The 15,068-nt window shown below is 62.1% G+C and carries 14 protein-coding genes; 8 read left to right on the top strand and 6 right to left on the bottom strand.

From position 1 onward, the window contains the following. Positions 1–200 precede the first annotated feature (200 nt). The 4 genes from Thiowin_RS06540 to Thiowin_RS06525 are packed head-to-tail and all read right to left on the bottom strand — an operon-like array spanning position 201 to position 5,173. The gene (locus tag Thiowin_RS06540) at positions 201–1,865 is read right to left on the bottom strand and encodes a sensor domain-containing diguanylate cyclase (RefSeq protein ID WP_328986937.1); all 1,665 of its coding nucleotides are present in this window, start codon (positions 1,863–1,865) and stop codon (positions 201–203) included. After that, positions 1,862–3,481, bottom strand: coding sequence for an ASKHA domain-containing protein (locus tag Thiowin_RS06535; protein ID WP_328986935.1), 1,620 nt, complete (start codon positions 3,479–3,481; stop codon positions 1,862–1,864). The genes Thiowin_RS06540 and Thiowin_RS06535 overlap by 4 nt, the downstream gene beginning before the upstream one ends. A 4-nt stretch (positions 3,482–3,485) precedes the next feature. After that, the gene (locus Thiowin_RS06530; RefSeq protein ID WP_328986934.1) at positions 3,486–4,502 is read right to left on the bottom strand and encodes a uroporphyrinogen decarboxylase family protein; all 1,017 of its coding nucleotides are present in this window, start codon (positions 4,500–4,502) and stop codon (positions 3,486–3,488) included. Further along, the gene (locus Thiowin_RS06525; RefSeq protein ID WP_328986933.1) at positions 4,502–5,173 is read right to left on the bottom strand and encodes a cobalamin B12-binding domain-containing protein; all 672 of its coding nucleotides are present in this window, start codon (positions 5,171–5,173) and stop codon (positions 4,502–4,504) included. The genes Thiowin_RS06530 and Thiowin_RS06525 overlap by 1 nt, the downstream gene beginning before the upstream one ends. 729 nt (positions 5,174–5,902) lie before the next feature. Here Thiowin_RS06525 and Thiowin_RS06520 point away from each other — a divergent pair. Beyond that, positions 5,903–6,901, top strand: coding sequence for a hypothetical protein (locus Thiowin_RS06520; RefSeq protein ID WP_328986932.1), 999 nt, complete (start codon positions 5,903–5,905; stop codon positions 6,899–6,901). Between the two features lie 231 nt (positions 6,902–7,132). Here Thiowin_RS06520 and Thiowin_RS06515 read toward each other — a convergent pair whose 3' ends face one another. After that, a complete protein-coding gene (locus Thiowin_RS06515) occupies positions 7,133–7,561 on the bottom strand; it encodes a hypothetical protein (RefSeq protein WP_328986931.1) in 429 nt (142 codons plus the stop codon). A 479-nt stretch (positions 7,562–8,040) separates the two neighbouring features. On the opposite strand from Thiowin_RS06515, the gene Thiowin_RS06510 reads away from it, so the two are divergent. From Thiowin_RS06510 to Thiowin_RS06480, 7 genes are all read left to right on the top strand, one after another. Beyond that, a complete protein-coding gene (locus tag Thiowin_RS06510) occupies positions 8,041–8,349 on the top strand; it encodes a PepSY domain-containing protein (protein WP_328986930.1) in 309 nt (102 codons plus the stop codon). Positions 8,350–8,503: 154 nt separating this feature from the next. Beyond that, on the top strand, positions 8,504–9,199 hold the full coding sequence (locus Thiowin_RS06505) for a response regulator transcription factor (RefSeq protein ID WP_328986929.1): 696 nt from the start codon (positions 8,504–8,506) through the stop codon (positions 9,197–9,199). Further along, positions 9,196–10,542, top strand: a complete 1,347-nt coding sequence (locus Thiowin_RS06500; RefSeq protein WP_328986928.1) for a sensor histidine kinase — start codon at positions 9,196–9,198, stop codon at positions 10,540–10,542. Before Thiowin_RS06505 ends, Thiowin_RS06500 begins: the two co-directional genes overlap by 4 nt. 125 nt (positions 10,543–10,667) lie before the next feature. Next, the gene (locus tag Thiowin_RS06495) at positions 10,668–10,790 is read left to right on the top strand and encodes a hypothetical protein (RefSeq protein ID WP_328986927.1); all 123 of its coding nucleotides are present in this window, start codon (positions 10,668–10,670) and stop codon (positions 10,788–10,790) included. Between the two features lie 67 nt (positions 10,791–10,857). Further along, on the top strand, positions 10,858–11,334 hold the full coding sequence (locus tag Thiowin_RS06490) for a nucleotide exchange factor GrpE (RefSeq protein ID WP_408034170.1): 477 nt from the start codon (positions 10,858–10,860) through the stop codon (positions 11,332–11,334). Between the two features lie 305 nt (positions 11,335–11,639). Continuing rightward, a complete protein-coding gene (gene lipA, locus Thiowin_RS06485; RefSeq protein ID WP_328986925.1) occupies positions 11,640–12,644 on the top strand; it encodes a lipoyl synthase in 1,005 nt (334 codons plus the stop codon). A gap of 93 nt (positions 12,645–12,737) precedes the next feature. Continuing rightward, positions 12,738–13,361 carry a hypothetical protein gene (locus tag Thiowin_RS06480; protein ID WP_328986924.1) on the top strand — a complete coding sequence of 208 codons (624 nt, stop codon included), beginning with the start codon at positions 12,738–12,740 and terminating at the stop codon, positions 13,359–13,361. 49 nt (positions 13,362–13,410) lie between these two features. On the opposite strand, the gene ilvA is transcribed toward Thiowin_RS06480, so the two are convergent. Then, positions 13,411–14,940, bottom strand: a complete 1,530-nt coding sequence (ilvA, locus tag Thiowin_RS06475) for a threonine ammonia-lyase, biosynthetic (RefSeq protein ID WP_328986923.1) — start codon at positions 14,938–14,940, stop codon at positions 13,411–13,413. Positions 14,941–15,068: the final 128 nt, after the last annotated feature.

The following is a 15,068-nucleotide window of genomic DNA, read 5'->3' as shown; positions in this document are numbered from 1 at the left end:
ACTGTCGCAAGCATGACTGGCGCCATATTCGCGGCTATTGAGGATTTGAAACGCTCGCGGGTCATCGACGGGAACCACGCACTCGCGGAAAGCCAATTGCAGGAGTTTGAGTTGTTCCAGTGAGCAAGGTGAATTCCTCTTCCGAGCGCAGCAGCGGCTGCACCTGCTGGCCACCTCGTGCGCGCGGGAGATCGTCAATATCACGCAATAGTTACAGACTCGGCTTTGACGATGTATTCTCCCGCCCGCGCCGAGACAACCACCCGATTGCGCCCGGCTTCCTTGGCGCGGTAGAGCGCCTGATCCGTGGCGATCAGCAGGGCATCGAGGGACTGCTCTGGGTGCGCGTGGCAGGCAACACCAGCGCTGATGCTGAGTTTGACGTCCAGATCGCCGCAACGCACCGGCCGAGCCGTCAGCGCCAGGCGCATGCGCTCGACAACCTGGTAAGCCAGGGCTTGGTCGGTTTCTGGCAGGAGCAGAGCGAACTCGTCGCCACCTAAACGCGCCAATAGATCAATCTCACGGATGCTGTCGAGGCAGACTCGCGTCAAGGCGACGAGCGCCTGGTCCCCGACCGCATGGCCGTGGGTGTCGTTGATCTGTTTGAAGCGGTCGAGATCGATCAACGCAAGGGAGAAAAGCTTCCCATGGCGCTGCGCGCGTTTGAGTTCCCGGCCGGCCTGGTCCATGAAGGCGCGGCGGTTGGCCAGGCCGGTGAGTTCGTCGGTCGTGGCCTGGTGGCGCAGCAGATCCTGCAAGCGTTTGCTCTCGACTGTCTCCCAGGCCAGATCGGCGAGTCCGGCAACAGTGCTGACATCCTCTTCGCGATAGTCGTCGGGCTTGTTGCCAACACCCAGGATGGCGACGACACGCTCGACACGGATCACAGGCACTGTGAGCATTCGGATAACAGGCGCATGTCCGGGTGGCAGTCCCTTGCGATGTGGTAGCCCGAGATAGTCGTTATGAATGATGGCACGGCGCTGGCGCACGCTATCGACCCAAACCCCAGCCTGATCAATGGGATAATGCTGCCCCTCGCCCTGGATCTTGCACATGTCGCGGAGGGTATTGGTCGACCAGGCTTGGAGCGACACGGTGCGCTGGTCGAGTCCAATGAAATGGTAGAAACCGATGTGACTATCGGTCAGCGCTTCCACCTCATCGAGGGTGGCACGCAGCAACTCGGCCAGGCTGTGCGAGTCAGCCAGGGCAATCAGTCGCAGACGTGCCGCCATGATGTCCTGGGTGCGTTGACGCTCGCGGATTTCCCGTTGCAATTGCGCATTGGCCGCGTGCAACTCGGCGGTGCGCGCCTCGACCAGCGCGGCCAGATGGTGGCGGTGTTCGTGCAACTCCCGCTCCGCAGCCAGCCGAGTCGCGGCGGTTCCGACCAGCCCTGCCACCGCGAGGTAAAGGTTCAGCCGCTCATTGGACGGCGACTCGGCACGGCGGTGCCCAACGACCAGCACGTTGGTAACCCGGGACTCGCGCGTGATCGGCAAGCAAATGAGCGTCATTGGCTCCGGCTCGGGTTGACTTTGCCACCAGCCAAGGAAGCCAGTATCGAGGGTTTCAGCGATGCATTCGCGCAGATCTCGATCCTGATCCCGAACTCGCTCAGCCTCGGCCTCGGCCTCGGTGGACCAATACGCCGCCAAGGCCGGATCAGCATAGGCCCAAGCCTGGAGTTGGATCGCCCCGCTCTTGTCACGCTCGCCGATTGCACACAGTTCAGCGTCAAAGAGGCTGATCATGGCGCCGGTCACCTCGCCCCAGATATCCTGCTGAACTGTGAGACCGGTCAGATATTGGGCCAGCGCGATCACAGGCGCGCCCACCATGGATTGCGCCGCCATCATGTCGGATCATCTCCCCTGGCTCCCGGGCCCAGCGGACGCAGATAAAGATGATCCAGGAAAGTGGCTTCGAACTCGGGCTCAAGCGCCAAATTCATCACCTGGGCAGCAGCCCGCAGCGCGCTCAGGTGTTCAAGCCGCTCGGGGCTCAGCAGCAGGGCTGCCGCGCCGGCAAGCGCCGTGTTGCCGCACAGGGCGATCCGCTCGGGCGCCACCGCCGGCAGCAACCCAATGGCCGAGGCATTGGCGATATCAAGCCCCTGGCCAAAGGTGCCGCCAACAGCGATCCGCTGAAGATCTGCGACGGCCAGCCCGGTCCGGTCCAGCAGCAGCGCGATACCGCAACCAATGGCGGCTTTGGCGGTTTGAAACCGATCCACATCGGCACCGCTCAAGCGCGGTACATCGCCCGCGGCAGCGAGGGCGAAACCGCTGGCCGACCATTCGGGCGTTAAATGGCCGCGCTCACTGAGCCAGTCCGCCTGGCGCAAACCGGCAATCAAGTCAACCAGACCGGTGCCGCAAAAACCCCGCGGTGGGCCACCGCCGATCACCCGCCATTCCGGTAGACCGTCACGGAACACAAGGCGGTCGATGGCGCCCGGTTCCGCCGGCAAACCGCAGCGCAACCCATTGGCCTCGAAGGCCGGCCCGCCAGCCGCCGAGCTGACCCATAGGCTCATGCCATCCCACAGAGCGATCTCGGAATTGGTACCGAAGTCAATCAGCAAACCAGGGCCGCTATCCACGGTCAGGTTGGTTGCGATCAGCCCGGCCAGCAAATCTGAGCCAATGAGTCCCGACAGGGGCGGCACCAGGTTAATCCGGCTGGCGGGGTCGATGCCCCAGGCCTGTGCCCAGTCCCTTGGCTCATCAAGCGACCAGTCGACAGGCTGCCACCAGCTGACCGGATCCAACAGGCGCGCGATCCGGTCGCCGGTCACCAGGGCCAACATAGCCGGATTAGCAACCAGGGTCACAGCCGCGATGTTCTCGCGCCGTGCCGCCGCGCGCCGCCCGAGACCGTGGAGGCCGGTGCCAATTGCCGCGATCACCGACTGGCGCATCTGGCACGCTCGCGCCGGCGAATCAACGGCCATCGTCAGCCGGGTGAGGATATCCTGACCAAAGAGCCCCTGCGGATTCGCGCCGCGACAGCCGCCGCGCCACTCGCCAGTGCCCAGGTCGAACAGCGCCAGCGACAAGGTGCTGGTGCCAAGATCCACCGCAAGGCCGAGCTTTCCAGCGGCGGACGCGGACCAGCTAGTGGCCAGGGTGCGGGTCGGCAAACCGGCCTGGTCAGGCGGCTCATACTGCAAGGTGGGACGCGCGGCAAGCGCCAAAATCTCCAACTCAAGATCGCCGCGCGGGACAATCTGGCAGGCTAGGCGCACCCCGGCGGCCAACTGTGGCTCCTCGAGATGCAGCGCCTCGACCGGCGTCGGCGCATCGGCCCTCCCCGCGATGACCCGCACCAGGCACAGCCCACAACCACCGCTGCCATTGCAGCCCACGCGCAGCGGGATCTCGGCGGCCAGCAAGCCTGCCAACAAGGACTGACCCGGCTCACAATCAAGGCGATGCGTCTGGCCGGTGGTACGGACGATCAGAGAAGACACAGAATCAAGACTCACACATCGCCGCTGCGACCAGCGCCATGATGTTCTCGGGCCGCGCCTCGGGCGGAATCTCGCAGCCAGACGACAGGATGAAGCCACCGCGCGGGGCAAACAGATCCAGTAGCCGCGCTGACGCCTTGGCAATATCATCCGGAGCACCGTAGACAAAATCCAAAGGCTTGAGATTGCCATTCATGGCAATCCAAGAAAGCCCCTGCATGGCAAGCTCGGGTTCGACGGCATAATCGAGATTAGCCAGCTCCACCCCAGCCAGCGGATAAAACGGCAGAATGGCTCCGATTGCACCTGTGGTGTGCAGCCAGTTGAAGCGGGCACCGGCGGCTTTCAACGCGCTAAAGAGACGCACAAGGCGCGGCACCAGGAACTCGCGATAAAAGGGCACGGGAATGATTTCCGGCGAGGCGGCGGGATCGAACACCAGTGGCAGATGCACACCGGCATTGATTTGCGCGACACCGAAGCGGATGAGCACCTCGGTCGCAAAGTCCAGCAGTTGCATGAACTGCTCCGGTTCATCGATCGCCAGATAAAGCGCGGCTTCCAAACCCAGTAACTGAGCGCACAGTGACATAGGACCTAGCACGCAGCCCACGACCGCCACCTCGTCACCAAGCGCCTCGCGCAGCAGATGCGCCGCCCGCAAGAGTTCCGGCATGCGCCCGGCGCTCTCGGGATCGGGCAGCCGCAATGGCTCCGTGGCGAGCAATTCAGCCGCCAGGGCATGGGCCTGGACCGTTGGATAGCGGTCGGCCGCGAAATTCAGCCGCAAACCCAGCGCTTCGGCTTCCACATTGACGTCCATGAGGGCGAAAACCGCGTCATAGCGGTAATGCGCCAGGGCTTCCAATTGGCAGCGCGCTAGAAGCGCGCCGTCACACACATAGTCCTCCAAAGGGACACCAGAAAGCACAGCAGCGTGGCCAAACACCTGAGGTATCACCGGCGTGCGATCTGTCGCGCGAAAGGCTACAGTAGCGACAATGCGTTCCAGGCTCTTCATTACCGCTGTCCAGGATTCAGGTCGGCCATTTCTTGCAAATAATGCAGGCCATCGAAAGCGGTCTGGGCGACGTAATCAACATTCAGGCTGGCGGTGGACATCTGTTTCAGCGCCGCGCCACCCGCCAGCACGGGAACCCCTGGTAGATCTAGGTTGTTGAGGATCTCGCGCAACCGACGCACCTGCGGCACCACCGGCGAGATCAGACCGCTGATGCCGACCGCGAAGGCGTTTTCCTCGCGGATGGTGTCGATGACCCGATCAAGCCGACAATCCTTGCCGCAATCGACGACGCGATAGCCCTCGACAGTGAGAATCATGCGCAGGATGTTTTTGCCCAGATCATGCACGTCGCCTTCCAGGGTGGCGAGCACAACAGTGCCGCGGGGCGTCGCCGCGACCGGCGCTTCGGACGGAAAGAGCACCTTCATCACTGCTGTCACCGAGCGCCCGGCGAGCATGATCTCCAGCAGATTGAACTGCTGCAAGGTACATTTGGCATCGAGATGCGCCATGGCCGCCTCAATACCATCGGCGATGATGCGCCCGTTATCGACGCCCGCCTTATGCAGCACCAACGCGGCATCGCTCGCCCGCGCTTGATCGCCATCAAGCAGCGCCAGCACCAGTTGGCGCATGGTCTCCTCGTTGTGATCCTGGGCTGTCGGCATCACCTGAATTACCGCGTTGGAGCGCGTGGTGGCGTGATTTCGGTGCAATCACAAGCCGAGGAACTTGGGGAAGCAGCCTAAATTATAGGCCTTCATCCAGCCTCTGCAACGCCACATCCCAGGGTCCGCCCCTTAAGGTTTCCGGTGGGGTTCACCTCGATTCGAGCAGACGCCGTGGAATACAACCACCTAATTGCTAGCGACTTTCGCCCCTGATCCAGCCGGGAGACGTCGCGGGCGCCAGCTTGAACCCATCAGCGAATGGCACAGATATCGCCTTTCCCGCAGCAGATCGACCGAGCCTGCCTTGACTGCTCGTTTCGCGCGGCCAAGATCTTGATTAAGCTCTCGGCTGGAGATCCTTGTAGCGGTCATGGCAGCTTCTCCATGGATTGTAACTAGGTTACCACATGCTCATCATGCGCTCTGGAAGCAAGCAGCAATTCCAAATTTCGTTTTCCAGCTCCCGGTTGTTGTCCCGGTTCTTAGTAGACGCGCCATCTTGGTGCGTCATGAAGCCGCTGGAAGCCGCTTCTACACCAGATGAAACAACGAAATTTGGAATTGCTGGGAAGCAAGGCAGCCAATTTCAACCTGGACAATAGGTGAAGCGTCATGCTTGGCAGTGATCGAAACGTCGAAACCGCCAGCGCAAGCGCCAAGCAGCTGCGTCAAACGCGGACCAACCCCAGGACTGATTGCAACGCTTGGTGGCAAGAGGATTGATCGATGCACAGTAGATTTGGCCTGATGACCCTTGTCAGCCTCTTGATTGGCACCCTCGCCTTTCCAGCGTCGGCACAATCCTTCACCGCGGAGCAGTCCAGGGATCTTCCTGGCTGGCTGCGGGCCCATGTCGGCGAGGGCGAGGATCAAATCGCACCCTTGGTCTTGCACCGGGCGCGCGCGCTCTATCAGCGCAAGGTCGCCGCCAGAGCCGTGCGCAATCCCTGCTACTTCGCCATGGACGCGACCCGTCCACACGGATCGGAGGATGGCGGACAGGGGCGGCGCTTTTACATCATCTGCGAGTCCGAGCGGTCATTTCGTGCCATCTCCTCGGGTCACGGCGGCGGTCGCACCCTGGACGGCATGGCGGACTTCAGAAACGGCAGACGCTGCGCGAAGCATTTTAGCAATGCCTTGGGCTCCAGGCTGACCGCCGGAGGGGTCTATGTGACCGATGAGACAAGAACCTCCTTTAAAGGGTATTACCAGGCTTCCTCGGGGCGGAAGGCGGCGCTGGTGCGTCCCTTCATTCCTTTCGCGGGCGAAGGCGAAACCGCGAACGCCGAGCAGCGCGCGATCGGGGGACATGCGGCGGTCTTGATCAAGGGCGCCTGCCTGTTGCGCGACCCGAGCAGCCCCCATGCCAATGCAAGCGGTTATGTTCCGCTCGGAGAGCTGGTGGACTACTCCTCGGGCCGCAGCAGCGGCTGCACCAGCTGGTCACCACGGGGCGCGCGGGAAATCGTCAGTATCACGCAACAGCAGCCGACCAGCTTGTACATCTATCCCGAGGCCGCCGACATCGAGGCCGTCGCGCGAGCGGTCGCGGCCGGCCAATCCTTGTCTCGGTTGGGGCTCTATTGGAATGCATCCTGTCTGAAGGAAATCGGCGAGCCTCGGTTTTGGCCAAGGCAAGGACTCGAGCCGATGCTTGCACGCCACCAGCGCAAGCAGCCCCCATCCCAGCCTGCTTCGCTGCCGTATTGTGACGGGCAATAATGGATGTCCTTGGTGACGGCGGACGCCGTCACGCCAGAGCGGGGGCGCCAGGCACTTTCAATCCACGCGGAATTGATTCACATTACAGTCGAGGTCAACGCCCGAGCACTAGCCCAGCGCCAACAGCCAGTGAAAGACGCGAGTGGTCAAATTCCAGTCAGGACTTAGATCAGAGCCCAGATCGGGAACCGGCGGACCGCGGTGATTGGTTTTATCACCCGATCATCGCATTCAATGAGAAGGGACAGGCACTGCCACGACCCTCACCTGGGTGCCGGTGGGCATCGGATCTGGCTTGGGAAGCTGGACGAAAAAGTCACTGAAACGCGCCTGGCGATTGGGCCGCATGGGCCGGATTGTGCGCGTTGCCAGGGTCTGGCCCGAGGGATCGTGCAGACTCACCTGAACGGCACCGGGAATGAAGCCGCGCCGGGCGATGGGCCGGGAGGCGCGCCCGCGCAGCGTCAGCTGGTCATTGTCCTGGCTCAGACGGACAGCGGACAGATGCACCCGCTGCGAGTCCCTTACCTCGAGCACGGGTCGGGAATCGCGCACTTCGGCGGCTGAAACCACCGCAACGGGCGCAAGCAATACGAGCAAGCTCAAACCGTGGATAATATGGGGCAAGGGTACGGTCAATGATGGAAGCAGGCGGGTCATGGTCAATCTCTCCTGGAACACTGATCAGGGTGGATAAGCGTGCTAAGCAGGCGCAATGTGCGGAGAGATTAGCCTGCCGGGCTGAATTCAAACTGAACGCCGCGTCCGTTTCTTCACCCCGCGCCGCAGGCCATAGTCACCTAATCTTCAAGTGCCGCACCCGCTGGCGAATGCCATAAGCATTGGCCGCCTGCCAAGATCAGCAGGCGTTGCAGCAGATGCTCCGACATGGGTTGGCATGACAATGGTTTGCAAACAGCGCTACCCTAAGTCCTCGTAGCTTCTTCATCGCGATATCGCCGCCAAAATCAGGCTGTAGGCCTGTCGCAATGGCCAAACCATCCGTCATGATTCGTTTGTAATTATCCGCACCAAGGCGATGCCTCAACCTGCCTCAATGCACCAGACTGACTCTAAGACTCATGCGCTACTATAAACACAATATGAATAAGACACTGAAGCGAAGGCTAACGCACCGCTTGCTGCGCTGGACTGGTGGGACGTCCTTGCTGCTGATGGCCGCCTTGGCTCTTGCATCGGAAGACGCCGAACAAGTCCGAACCCTGACCGAGCAGGGTCGCATCCTGCCCCTGGAACAGCTGATCACGGAGGCGCGCAAGCGCAAACCCGGGATACTCATCGAAGCAGAGCTGGACTGGGAACCCGAGCAGGGCATTACCATCTATGAGCTCCTGATGCTCGGCGCTGACGGTGAACTCTGGGAGCTTGAATTCGATGCCCTCACTGGCGAACTCCTGGAGCTAGAGCTGGAGCACGAGCATGATTAGCCCGTCAGCGCGCAATAGCAGCGGTCACGGCCTCATACAGTCGGCTCTCTCGCTGGCCCCATGGGCTTTTTTCCTCGACTCGAAGCGACAGGATCTCACCTCCACAGCCTCTGGACCCTCCCGTCAGGGCTGGCTCTGAGCCCGGCTCTAACCCATGCGCCTGCTGCTGGTCGAAGACGATACTGCCCTGGCCGATCTCTTGGCCAAGGCGCTCATGCGCGCCGGTTTCGCCATCGACCTACTCCACGACGGACTCGAGGCGCAGCCGGCCCCCTTATTTACCGAATATGACGCCATCGTGCTCGATCTCGGTCTACCCGGTCGCCCCGGACTCGAGCTGCTTCGCGACTGGCGCAAACAGAGGCTAACAACTCCCGTGCTCATCCTGACCGCGCGCAATGCTTGGCATGAACGGGTCGACGGGCTCAAGGCGGGAGCCGATGATTATCTCGGCAAGCCGTTTCACACCGAGGAACTGCTCGCCCGCCTGCAAGCGCTCCTGCGGCGCACGGCCGGACAGATGCAAGCGCGGCTCAGCGTTGCCGGCCTGACCCTGGACGAGGACCGCCAAGAGGTGGCCCTTGCCGATGGCACCATTGTCGCGCTGACCGGCATGGAGTTTCGCCTGCTGCGGTATTTCATGTGCCACGCCGGCAAACTGCTCGCCAAGGAGCAACTGACCGACCATCTCTACGATCAGCACAACGAACGCGGCAGCAACTTGATCGAGGTCTATGTGCGGCGCCTGCGCGAAAAAATCGGTGCCGGTTTCATTCGCACCCAACGCGGGCAGGGGTACCGCTTTGGGCCAGTGTCGGACGCGGCTGCCGATGCCCCTTCCAACCAATGACCTCGCTCGAACGCCGCCTGAATCTCGGCCTGTCGCTCAGTCTGCTGTTGCTGATCCTGGGTGCCTGGTGGCTCGGCCATGCCGCCCTGCATCGCAGCGCCGATGCCCTGGTGCTCAGCCGACTCGAGCACGATGCCGACACCCTGCTCGCAAATCTGCGCTTCCTCCAAGACGGCCAGCCACGCGTTGCCGAGCGCCATCTCCCGCCTGTCACCAGGCGTCCTTACTCAGGCCATTATCAATTGCTGCGCACACCAAGCAGCATCGCCTGGCGTTCGCGCTCAGTGTGGGATTTCAACCTGACAGCACCGCTGCTGCCAGTCGGAGAGCGGACCAGCTGGACGCAACCCGGACCGGATGGCCAAGAATTGCTGGTATGGAGCGCGGGCTACCGCCGCAATGGCCAGGAATTCACCCTAACCCTGGCGGAGGACGTGCGCCCGATTATGGGCGAGATTCGTGGCTTTGAGCACACAGTAGCGCTACTCGCGCTCTTGGGTTTTTTCGGCATGCTGCTGATTCAAGGTTGGATACTCAAGCACGTGTTCGCCCTGCTGGCGCCCCTCTACCGCGACATCGACCGTCTCGAAGCCGGCGCCACTGGACAGCTGACCGAATCCGTGCCCCGGGAATTCCTGCCGCTGGTCCGCAAGTTCAACGGTCTGCTCGCCGTGCAGTCCGCGCGCCTGATGCGCTCGCGCCAGGCCGCTGGAAATCTGGCCCATGCGCTCAAGGGACCACTGGCGGTGCTCCTGCGCGCACTGGAATCCGATACAGCCACGGTCTTGGATAGGGACAGCGCACGCGCTCAATGCGCACAGATCGAAAAGCTGCTCGAGCGCGAGTTGCGCCGCGCCCGCCTGTCCGGCGCGCCGGCCGCCGGTGCCTGGTTCGACGCCGATGCCGAGCTCGGCCCGCTGATCCGACTGCTGCGCCAGATCTACGCAGACAAGGATCTGCGCATCGACTGGACAACCACCCACCCCGATCCACTCCCCTTCGACCGCGAAGACATGCTCGAACTTCTAGGCAATCTGCTCGACAACGCCTGCAAATGGGGACGAAGCTGGGTACGGATCATGCTGGGAGTCAAGGATGGAGTCTGTCGGATTCAGGTCGAGGACGATGGCCCAGGTTGTCCCCAACCAGCACTGAGCAAGATTCTCGCGCGTGGTTCACGCCTTGACGAGCGCACCGAAGGCCACGGATTGGGACTGTCGATCGTGCGCGAGATCCTTCAGCTGTATTGCGGCGATTTGCATATTGGACGCTCTGAGCTTGGCGGCCTTGGAGTCTCCGTCAGTCTGCCACTTGGCGCGCGCGAGTTGACTAAAACCCGCTGATGCCATGGGCATGAAATCCTCGGCGATCTGTTTTCCAATTGACGGGATAATCTAGGTAGTTCAATTTGACCAGATTTGTCATGTTCCGGCTCACGCAACTTTCCTTCAGCTAAAAACTCAACTCCTTGGCACGCGCCGTCGCCGAATTCGAGCATAGCCTCGATGCTTGCGGTCGCTTGTCCGAGCTGATCGGGGAGTCCGAGTCGAAGATCGAGAACAACCTGCCGCGGCTTGAGCGGCTCTGCTGAGCGGCTCTGTTGAGTGTCAGCGATAAAAGAGCACCTTAGAAACAAGCTGATCGAGCTCCAGCGAGCCATGATCGGCTTGGGGACCGAGCTGGAAGCCCACAAGCGCGAGGCCCAGGATCGCGAGGCCCAGGATAAGGAGAACGATTTTTTCTTGGAGCTGGTGGTGAGGGCGCTGGACGCTTTTGAAAATCTGTTCAACAAGCTGAACCAGGATTCCCTCGATAAGTCGACCAAACGCGCCTTCAACAGTTTTGGAGCCATTCAACGCAAGCTCAGGCGACTGTTGGAAGCACAGGGTATCAAACAGCTCGAGTTTCCCGCTGGCCGCGCCGAAATCGGGCGCTGCAAGGTGATCGAGACCCAGGCGACGGACGAGGTGGAAGAAGGGACTATTCTGGCGGTGGTGCGCGGCGGGTATCGCCGTGGGGAGCAGATTCTCAGGCCAGCGGAGGTCATCACCGCGTCGCGCGGCCAGGCACCGGCCGCCTTCCCAAAGAGCGATGGCCCTGACGCGAATGGGACAAAAGCACTAGATCGCGGTTGAGCAAGCCTATTGCCATTGGGCAAGGTCCATCGGCGGCGGTGCTGCGCCCGAGCGCACGCCATTTCTGGTTCTGCATGGCGGACCTGGGGTGCCGCACAATGATCTGGAGAAGCTTGCCAACTTGGCCTCCGCGATCCAGTGCGAAAAAAGCGCGGGAACAATGTTAGACTTAGGAGCTTTGTGTTGCCGTACCTGTTCATTGTGATTCTGATTGCGATCCGGGTTGAGATCCGGTAATGCGGCATCTCAAATCCCATTTCGCCCCCATATCGCCCCCCATTTTTGTAATTTAGATCCCCCGACCCATGCCAACTACCGAAACATTGATGCCCTCGTCGCGCCAGAATCCGCGCACGCACGAGCGCGGGCGCGACAAAGTCGCGCGCATTCCGGTTCGGGTCGAGTCAGACGGCCCCGCGTTGCGCAAGCCCGCCTGGATTCGCGCCAAGGCCCCGCTCGGTGCCGGGGTGGCGCGCATTCGCCGGTTATTGCGCGATTCCGCGCTCGCCACGGTGTGCGAGGAGGCGCAGTGCCCCAATCTGGGCGAATGCTTCGCCCATGGCACCGCGACCTTCATGATCCTGGGCGATCTTTGCACCCGTCGCTGCCCCTTCTGCGATGTTGCTCATGGGCGCCCCGAGCCGCCTGACCCCAAGGAGCCCGCGCGCCTGGCCGAGGCCATCGCCCGCATGGGTCTGAGCTATGTGGTCATCACCTCGGTGGATCGCGACGATCTGCGCGATGGCGGTGCCGGGCATTTTGCTGATTGCCTGCGAGCGATTCGCGTGCGATGCAAGCAGACCCGGCTTGAGGTGCTGGTACCTGATTTTCGCGGCCGCGAGGCGATGGCGCTGGAGCAGTTTTCCGCTGACTCGGTGCCTGATGTGTTCAATCACAATCTTGAGACTGTACCCAGGCTATATGCCCAGGCGCGCCCAGGCGCGGATTATCAGGGCTCGCTCAACCTGCTGCGGGCGTTCAAGGCACGTCACCCACGGGTGCCGACCAAGTCTGGACTGATGCTTGGACTGGGCGAGACGCGTGCCGAGGTGCTGGCGGTGATGCGCGATCTGCGCGCGCATGACTGCGACATGCTGACCATTGGTCAGTATTTGCAGCCAAGCGCGGAGCATCTGCCGGTGCGTGAATACTGGACGCCCGCTGCCTTCGCCGAGCTTGAGGTCGAGGGTCGCGCCCTGGGCTTTGCCGCTGTTGCGGCGGGGGCCATGGTGCGGTCGTCTTATCATGCCGACCGTCAGGCGCGCGGACTGCTCGACACTGGCCAGGAGCCGGTAGCGGCAAGGCGATGACAGTCGAGATTGACATCAGTCCTGAACCCAACTCTGGCCCCAACTCCGATCACAACTCCAAACAGGCCCCAGAACAAGCCCCAAACCTGCCCCATGTCCATCGAGCTTAAGACCTACGTCTTCATCGACTCCCTGCAGCCGCAGCTCGCGGCCTACATGGGCAGTGTGTCTCAAGGCTTCCTGCCGGTGCCGGGCGATGCCTGTCTGTGGCTTGAGGTCTCCCCCGGCATGGCGATTCACCGGTTGACGGACATTGCACTGAAAGCCACCCGGGTGCACTTAAGCCAGCAGGTGGTGGAGCGCGCCTTCGGCACCATGGTCATTCATCAACGCGACCAGAGTGATGTACTTGAGGCCGGGCGCACGGTGCTGAATCGTCTTGGCGTGGGCGAGGGCGACCGCCAGAAATGCCAGGTGGCCTGGACCGAGATCATCCGCGCGGTGACGCCGGATCACGCGGTGCTGATCAACCGCCAAAACCGCCGCGGCTCCATGATTCTGCCTGGGCAAAGCCTGTTCATCCTGGAAACCGAGCCGGCTGGCTATATCGTCTACGCCGCCAACGAAGCCGAGAAGGCCGCCAATGTCACCCTGGTCGACGCGCGCGCGGTCGGCGCTTTCGGTCGCCTGACCATGGCCGGGCGCGAGGCGGATGCCGATGTCGCCGCCGCGGCGGCTGTCAATGCGGTTGAAAGCCTCAGCGGGCGTATCCGTTAGGCGATTTTTTCAGGCACGGGATCGATCGGTCAGGGGATCTATCGACTGGCTATGTGACGAAGTCGCTACCGGCAAAGAGCCGACAGGCTGGGTTGTCGGTCTCGTCCCAAAAGGGATAACCGAGCCTCTGCAGACTCTGATTCAGCTCCCCCGCGTCAGCCGCTGGAACCTGAATACCCATCAGCACCCGTCCGTAGGCGGCACCATGGTTGCGATAATGGAACAAGCTGATGTTCCAGCGTCGGCCGAGGTTGGATAAAAAATTCAGCAGCGCGCCGGGGCGTTCGGGAAATTCAAAGCGCACCAGGCGCTCGTCCGTCAGTCCCGGTGCATGGCCGCCGACCATGAAGCGAATATGCAGCTTCGCGGTCTCGTTCTCACTCATGTCGAGCACGCGAAAGCCCTTTTTCTCCAGGCGCTCGGCCAGTTCGCGCCGCTCTTGCGCGCCACCACCAAGCTCGATACCAACGAACACCTGAGCCTCGCTGGCGTCGCTGTAGCGGTAGTTGAACTCGGTAATTTGGCGCTTGCCAATCGCCTTGCAGAAAGCGAGAAAACTGCCGGGACGCTCGGGGATGCCGACCGCGAACAGCGCCTCGCGCCGCTCGCCGAGTTCGGCGCGCTCGGCGACGTGGCGCAAGCGGTCGAAGTTGATATTGGCGCCGCTCTCGATGGCGATCAGATGTTCGTCACGCAGGCCATAAACTTCCACATAGCGCTTGAGCCCGGCAACCGCCAGCGCGCCGGCCGGTTCGGCGATTCCGCGGGTATCATCGTAAATGTCCTTGATGGCGGCGCAGATCTCATCGGTATCGACCAGAATGACCTCGTCCACGCATTCGCGTGCCACCCGAAAGGTCTCGGCACCAATGCGCCGCACCGCCACGCCATCGGCGAACAGCCCCACCTCGGGCAGATCGACAGGCTCGCCGGCGGCCAGCGCCCGATGCAGGGTTGGCGCCTCGGCCGGTTCAACGCCAATGATCAGTACCTCCGGGCGCAAATACTTGACATAGGCGGCAATGCCCGCGATCAACCCGCCACCGCCGACGGGCACGAAGATGGCCGCTGGCGGATCCGGGTGCTGGCGCAGCAGTTCCATGCCGATGGTGCCCTGACCGGCGATCACGTCCGGGTCATCGAAGGGATGGATGAAGGTCAGCTTGCGTTCCTCGGCCAACGCGAAGGCGTGGGCGCAGGCCTCGTCGTAAGAGTCGCCATGCAGGAGCGCGCGTCCGCCAAGATTGCGCACCGCCTGGACCTTAATGGCGGGGGTGGTGCGTGGCATCACAATGGTCGCCTCGGCCCCGAGTCGCGCGGCACCGAGCGACACCCCCTGGGCATGATTACCCGCGGAGGCGGCAATGACCCCACTCGCCAGGGCCTCGGGCGGGAGATGACGCAGCTTGTTGTAGGCGCCGCGCAGCTTGAAGGAGAACACTGGCTGCAAGTCCTCACGCTTCAGGAAGACCTGATTGGACAGCCGACGCGACAGCAGGGGCGCGGGGGTTAGCGGGGTTTCGGTCGCGACCTCATAGACGCGGGCTTTCAGGATGCGTTCGATGTAACGATGAGGCATGCGAGAACCAGGAGTTAAGCAAAGGCGGGGGATAGTGACGGCGACAGAAGGTCGGGGCGGGTTTGGGGCCGCTCTGTTATGATCGGTGCCTGACTTATATGATTCATGCCTGACCATGGCGTGAAACA

It is taken from the genome of Thiorhodovibrio winogradskyi (assembly GCF_036208045.1).
Classification (GTDB): domain Bacteria; phylum Pseudomonadota; class Gammaproteobacteria; order Chromatiales; family Chromatiaceae; genus Thiorhodovibrio; species Thiorhodovibrio winogradskyi.
This window is presented reverse-complemented; position numbering and strand designations above follow the sequence as displayed.